The following is a 6,837-nucleotide window of genomic DNA, read 5'->3' as shown; positions in this document are numbered from 1 at the left end:
GTGTAAAGTAATGTAGTATTAAATAATACGCCAACTAACCACTTTATTCCAATAAAAACAGAAAAATATAACGATGCACTTTTAAAAGGATGTAGTTTTTTAAAATAAGTTTTAAAGGTAGAAAATAGAATCCCCATACCTAAATAAGCAATCACAGGAGGTTCCCAGTACCCTCCTGTGTAAAAGATACGCATTACAATTATGCTAATTAACGTAATCCAACCAGCAATACGACCAAAGTAAATAAAAGATAGAATAAGAGGAACAACTCGAAGATCGTAGGAAAATCCCATGTATGGAAAAGAAAAGAACATTAACGTAACTGCAATAATCCCTCCATAGAGCTTTTCAAAATATCGACTAGAATTAATTGTAAACACTTGAATAAATATTGCTGCGCTAACTAATAAAGAAAAAATAGAAAGGTTGATGAAATAATCTTTAATAATCATGTAATGTCCCTCCTTGCATTAAGTGTATTCGACAAAAAAACTAAAAATCCTACAAATTGTATAAACAGTTCAAATGCATAAATTTTAAACTAGGATAAAATCTAGAAAAGTAAATACGGAGCACAGCAGATGAGATATTTTAATGAAAAATAGTTCAAAAAAGATAATAGTAACCGTTGACTACTATTATCTTTTTTCTTTAATTTATCGTAATATGTCTGAAACTCTAAGGGACGTGGTATGTCATTTCATCAAACAATGATTATATGCTGAGTGATGAATATAGAAATTTCAGCAGTAATTTTTGAAAAATAACATAAAAAACAAAACTATCTTTAAAAATGGAAAAAAACTATATAAATGTCAACTAATCTATGTACAAAAACGTTCACTTAATTTTGCATAAAATCACTCAACTTAGGAAGCTAAGTAGTTCTTCAAGGTCGATAAGAACACCTGTAGATGCTTCAGGATAACTACATAATTGTATGAGTAATGTACTTGAAACCTTTCGGTAAAACCATACACATAAGACAACTAACCCCTTGGTTCAATATTTACTTTTTCGCTGAACAAATTCTTTTTCTTGAGCAAAATATTCTAGGATATAAGGAGATTTTTCAATTAACTTGTTGTCTAGTTTATTGTCCAGCTCCAATTACTTCGTTACTTTCAGATTCAGTTCATTATATTTTGTACTTTGTCTTTATACACAACATATTCTTTACCATCCACTACTGCTACTACCGCAAATTCATCATTTGGATTGAATGAAAGCCAATCAGCCCACATGTTAGTATTAGCCCCTCCACTCCACATATTATGAACAGTGTTTTTAGTTAAATTCATAACTTTATAAGACGCATTTGGCGCATTTGTTCCAGTCTTTATTTCAAAAGTGTATGCGTTATGAATTTTTTTATAAAAGTAGAAAACGTTTGATGGACGAAGCTGATTCAAAAAATCCTGTTCTTTTTTCTCTGCAATTTTTATCCCTTCTTGCAAAGTGACAACATCTGTTTTTAATGTTTTCCAACTGTTTTTCGCTGCATTCAAGCTAGGGGTTAAGAATTTATATTTATTTTGATCAGCTTTTTGATCAGCTTTATCAATATGTCCCAGTACACCCGAATATTGAGAATCTAAATCCTCCCATTGCGTAGACATATAAGTAAGAGCAGTGATAGCACTATCAAGCATACTATGCATATCACTAATATTATGAAATGCAACTCCAACTACACGATTCAATGTTATTTTATAATCTACAGTCTGACGCAATTTTTCTAATTCAGGTTCTAGCCAACCTAACTTACCTCTTGCATCACCTATCATTATGCCACCAGCAATCAAGGTTGGAATAAAGGGGATTTTCACCATGTCTAAGCCCTTAGATTCTATGTCTTTCTGATATTTTACTTGTCCTAAAAGGTCCTCTAGACGCTTTTGGTCAGCCTCCACATCAGCACCTTGGTTTTTTAAAATCGATTGCAATGTCTCTTTATGACTTCCAAATGTTCTAACATCTTCTCCAATAGCATTTTTTAATTGAATTAATTCTTCTATTAATGCTTTTGCAGACTTTTGATTTTGTTGAATTCCTCCCTGTAAATCTATAATCCCTTTTTTTAAAGTATCTCCATTTCCAGTATTGATCGCCTCTACTAATGTTTCATAATAATTTTCAAATTTTGTATCGTATTCTATAATGCCTGTCAATGTATCAAAAAGCTGTTTTTTTACTTGTGTATTCCATGTAACAGCATGTGCTCTTGCATTCTTTTGATCTTGTACAATTTTACTAGGTAAATCTGCATTTCCATTAATAGTTATTCCTTCAAAACTCACATCTGGATTATTAATTAGCAAATAAGAATATTCATTCATAGCTTTTGCAAATAAACCAGCATCTTGCAAAGCTTTTTTCATCTGTTCTTCATTTGCTGAAAGAGACATATTTTCAGTGTTCGTTTGTTCAATTTCAATTGCAAAAGTTTCTAGTGGTATGACTGCATAAGTAGTTGTTATAGTTAAAAATGCTGATACAGCGAGTAGTTTATGAGGGATTTTTTTCATCATTTCGTATTCCTCCTATATAAGGTATGGTTTCAAGTTCTAATCTTATTAAAAAGCGATGTCTTTCAAAATGAGTTCTACATCTTTTATCAGTATCGTTTGAACTTTCTTTAGCAGCCTTCAAATCATTAAGTATTAAAGAAAATGTATATAATCTGCTTCAAATTAACCGATTCTGTTGCAAATTTTAAAAAAGCAATTAAACTACAAGGTTATTTTTTATTCGAATCATACTTATATATAATTGAAAGGCGAAGTCTTTAATGAGACTCCGCCTTTCTGTTATATAAGGATTTATTAATTATTACTTTTCTGTTTAACAGTGTAATCATAGACTTTCTATGTTTTAGTTCACTTTACAACAGAATTAATATTTCCCTATTTTTGTGGAGTAACAGTTTCCACTTTTAATTCCTTTATTCCTTCTTTTAATGTAACAGCATCTGTTCGTAATGTTTTCCAACTGTCTTTCGCTGCATTTAAATTAGGTTTTAAGAATTTAAATTTATTTTGATCGGCTTTTTGAGCTGCATTCTCAATATGCCCTAGAACGCCCGAATATTGAGAATCTAAATCATGCCACTGCGTGGACATATAAGTAAGAGCGTTAATAGCATCATCAAGCGCCTTGTGCATTTCATTAATATTACTGTAAGCAACTCCAACTACACGATTTAAGGTTACTTTATAATCCACGGTCTGACGTAATTCTGCTAATAAAGGCTCTAACTTACCTAAATTATCCCTTGCTACTCCCACTATGATACCGCCAATTATTGGTAGACCCAAAATAGCACCCTTCATTACATTAAACCCATCAGATTCTAATTGTTTATAATAGTTTACTGATCCTAATACTTCTTCTAGACGCTTTTGATCGGCATCAACATCTGCACCTTGATTTTTTAAAATTGACTGCAAGAGCTCTTTATTACTTCCAAATGCTCTAACATCGTGTCCAATAGAGTCTCTTAATTTAGTTAATTCTTCTATTAGTTGTTGTGCATACTTTTGATTTTGTTGAATTTCACCTCGTAAATCTGTAATCCCTTCTTTTAAAGTTTCTCCATCCCCTGTATTAATCGCCTCTATCATTGTTTCATAATAATTATCAAATGTTGTATCGTATTCAACAATACCATTCAATGTATCTAAAAGCTGTTTTTTTACTTTCGTATCCCAAGTAACGGCATGTGCCCTTGCATTCTTTTGATCTTGTACGATTCTACCAGGTAAATCTACATACCCATTAATGGTAATTCCCTCAAAATTCACATCAGGATTCTTAATTAACATATAAGAATAGGCATTCATAGATTTTGCAAATAATCCAGCCTTTTGCAAGGTCTCTTTCATTCTCGCTTCATTTGCAGAAAGTGCTGTATCTTCATTGTTCGTTTGTTCAATTTCACTTGCAAAAGTTGTTACTGGTGAAACTACATTAGCAGTTGTAATAGTTAATAACGTCGATACAGCGAGTAATTTGTAAGGGATTTTTTTTATCATTTCATTTTCCTCCAATTTAGGTTTTAAATTTCAGTTCTACTCCTGTTTAAAAGCAATATCTTTTGAAATGAATTCTGCATCTTTATGAATATCATTCCAACTTTCTTTAGCGGCTTTTAAATCATCTGGTATTAAAGAGAATTTGTGGTCTTGCATAGAATCGATATTATCCAATAAATCTGTATAATTTGCACCCATTGTATTCCATTGCTTTTGAATATTTGTTAGAGACAATATCGCTTGATCTACAGTCTGGTATAAATATGCCAATGTTTCTTTCGCGTTAGTAAGCGAAAGAACTGCTTGATTAGCACGATCTGCTTTCATACTTAATTCTCCGATTTTGTTAGAAATTTCATTATAGGAGTCCATATGCTTAGATGCTGTGACACCAGCCGCTGTTCCTAGACCGATACCAGCTGCACCAAGAGCCGAGAGTCCACCAACAACAGCCGGTGTTGCTGTACCGCCAGTTACAACAATAACTACCGCTCCTCCAATAGCTGCAATAACTAAAATAGCTGCTCCCAATCCACCACCAATTGACCATGCTAATACATCATCAAAATGTTTTTTCTGAGTAGAACGAAGTTGCTCAATTTCAGCTTGAAGTTGTGGAATCGTTGCCTGTTGACCTGCTAATATTGCAGTTAATCCACCTTTCCCATCTGGACCACCAACATTATTTTTAAAATCTATAGAATTTTGATATAGTTTCCCTTTGAAGTCTTGTAGCATCTTAATCACATCTGTAACTTCTTTTGAATTTGTATTGATTGTAGTAATTAAATCATTTATACCCTCTTTTAAACCTGCCTTATCTTTCTTTTGTACAGTTTCTACTAATGTTTCGTAATAATTTTGAAATTGTTCATCGTAATTTACAATATTACGAGCAGTTTTTTGAATCTGTGGCTTCGCTGTATCTAACCAGTAATTCGCATTGATTCGTGACAGCTCTTGATTAAGGTGAATATTTTTGAGCAACTCTCCCCCCTCTGACCCTAAATCGATATTAGATAAATTTACATTTGGTTGCTTAATCATTGTTTTTGCGTATAAATCCATTACTAGAATATGAGAACCTGTTTCAGCCAATGCTTTCTTCAGTCCTTCGGGGCCTAATGCATAATTGCCTACTTTTTGTTCTTGAGCGGTCGTTTCTTGTGCAAATGCATGAATAGTGTTACCGGTAGTAGCAGTTATAACAGTTGCTAATGTAGCTAAAGTTAGTACTTTGAATGGAAATTTTTTCATGACTATTCTCCTTCTTTCGCTAAATGCTTATAATCTTTATGAATTCCCAAAAAACGCAATATTAAAATTTATATACTTGTTCTTCAAGGTAACTTATTACATTTTTTAATTGTCTTAATGTATCTTTTTGTGACTGCTCGTTAGTTGTATCAACATTAGTAGATAATTTTGTAATGCTATTTTTTATTAGATTTAAATCTTCTTTATAGCGCTTTAGTAGATCAAGTTCTACATCTACTTGATTTGCAAACGTATGCAAATCATTTTGTGTAAGAAGAAGCATTGATTTTTGTAAATCAGCTATTGATAATTTCGTTGTTAAATCATATATTTTTTGATTTTGTTTCTCTAAATCATCTAAATATGCTCGCTGTTCTGCTGTTAATTTATTTACTTCAGCAAAAACGCCAAATGTTTTCTTAATCTTTTCGGTATCAATGGCTTTCATCAGGTCATACTCTTGTGTTTTTGCTGCGGCTGCGGCTGCTATTTCACCTTGTTTGCTTTTCTCAATTGCTTCACGAGCTGCTTTTTTTGCTGATTCAATCTCTAGAGCAGTTTTACCTTGTTCTGTCGCTTCTTGCGCCGCTTTTTTCTCCGCTTCTAGAATAGAGTTGTTAATTTCTTTTCCTTTGTTATACGCTGCCACCCCTGCTTGAGCAGCCGGTTCAATAATTTCTTTTGAAAGACTATAAACTTCTTTGAATATAGCAAATCCCTGCTCATTTAAAGCTCCTGGTATTAATGCAATTTGTTGTAAATCATTTTGAATTGCTTTTTTGGTATTTAATATTTCATTTTTTAACTGATCTATTTTTCCTGTTCCATCTGTACTTAGTATGCCTTGCGCAGTTGCCACATCAGTATCAAAATCTTTTAATTTTTTATCAAGCTGTAATTTAAGATCTGTTAATTCATTGATTTGTCGTTGCGCATTTTCTTGATTCGTCATAGCCATTTCTTGAAGTACTTCAAGTCTATCCGAAAACCCTTCTCTATCTTCTTTATTGTCTACAAACGATTTTAATGTCGGGTAATAACTATTAAATTTTGTTACAAATCCTTTACTTTTTGAATTTAATAGAATTAACTGTGGATAGAGTTCCGATGACCATTCCTTCATATCTTGTTTGATTAGGAATTGATTGGTATTTAAAGCTGGGACTTCCTCTAGATGTACATTAGGACTCATTAAAGATTGATCAATATACGTTTGGACTAATTTAGAATGCGCACCTAATTTTCGTAATGATGAAGAAATATCCATGTTTTCTTGTTGAGTTTCTGCTTGAACGATTGGTGTTGCGAGAGTATTGATAGGAATAGTTGCTCCAGTTACAATGGATGTTATTAAAAATCCTGTCATTATTTTAGTTTTCATTCCGTACACTCCTTTACCATTGTTTTTATAACTTAATTCATATAACTTGTACGACCGCTCTCTTTGTAAACTGGATAAGAAGGAGAAATCTTTCAGATACGTTAATATCGTTGTTTTTTACTTCTAATAGGATGTAAGGATTTTATTTATCTCTCATTTCGATAC

Annotated in this window: 5 protein-coding genes; all 5 read right to left on the bottom strand. The window is 32.3% G+C overall.

All coding sequences use genetic code 11. The features are described 5' to 3' along the window. Positions 1-452, bottom strand: a 452-nt coding sequence (locus ABWK52_RS18060) for a LytS/YhcK type 5TM receptor domain-containing protein (protein WP_353772054.1), incomplete at its 3' end; no start/stop codon positions are given. Positions 453-1,130: 678 nt separating this feature from the next. Continuing rightward, on the bottom strand, positions 1,131-2,531 hold the full coding sequence (gene hblB, locus ABWK52_RS18050) for a hemolysin BL regulatory component HblB (RefSeq protein WP_061139116.1): 1,401 nt from the start codon (positions 2,529-2,531) through the stop codon (positions 1,131-1,133). Between the two features lie 375 nt (positions 2,532-2,906). Further along, positions 2,907-4,034, bottom strand: coding sequence for a hemolysin BL binding component B (hblA, locus tag ABWK52_RS18045; RefSeq protein ID WP_061655838.1), 1,128 nt, complete (start codon positions 4,032-4,034; stop codon positions 2,907-2,909). Positions 4,035-4,070: 36 nt separating this feature from the next. Next, positions 4,071-5,291: a hemolytic enterotoxin HBL lytic component L1 gene (gene hblD / locus ABWK52_RS18040; RefSeq protein ID WP_061655837.1), complete on the bottom strand. Its 1,221-nt coding sequence runs from the start codon at positions 5,289-5,291 to the stop codon at positions 4,071-4,073. Positions 5,292-5,352: 61 nt separating this feature from the next. Next, positions 5,353-6,672 (bottom strand): hemolytic enterotoxin HBL lytic component L2, encoded by a 1,320-nt coding sequence (hblC, locus tag ABWK52_RS18035; protein ID WP_098559686.1) that lies wholly within the window; start codon positions 6,670-6,672, stop codon positions 5,353-5,355. Between the last annotated feature and the right edge of the window lie 165 nt (positions 6,673-6,837).

Origin of the sequence: Bacillus sp. AP50 (assembly GCF_040492675.1) — a bacterium.
Lineage (GTDB): Bacteria > Bacillota > Bacilli > Bacillales > Bacillaceae_G > Bacillus_A > Bacillus_A cereus.
This window is presented reverse-complemented; position numbering and strand designations above follow the sequence as displayed.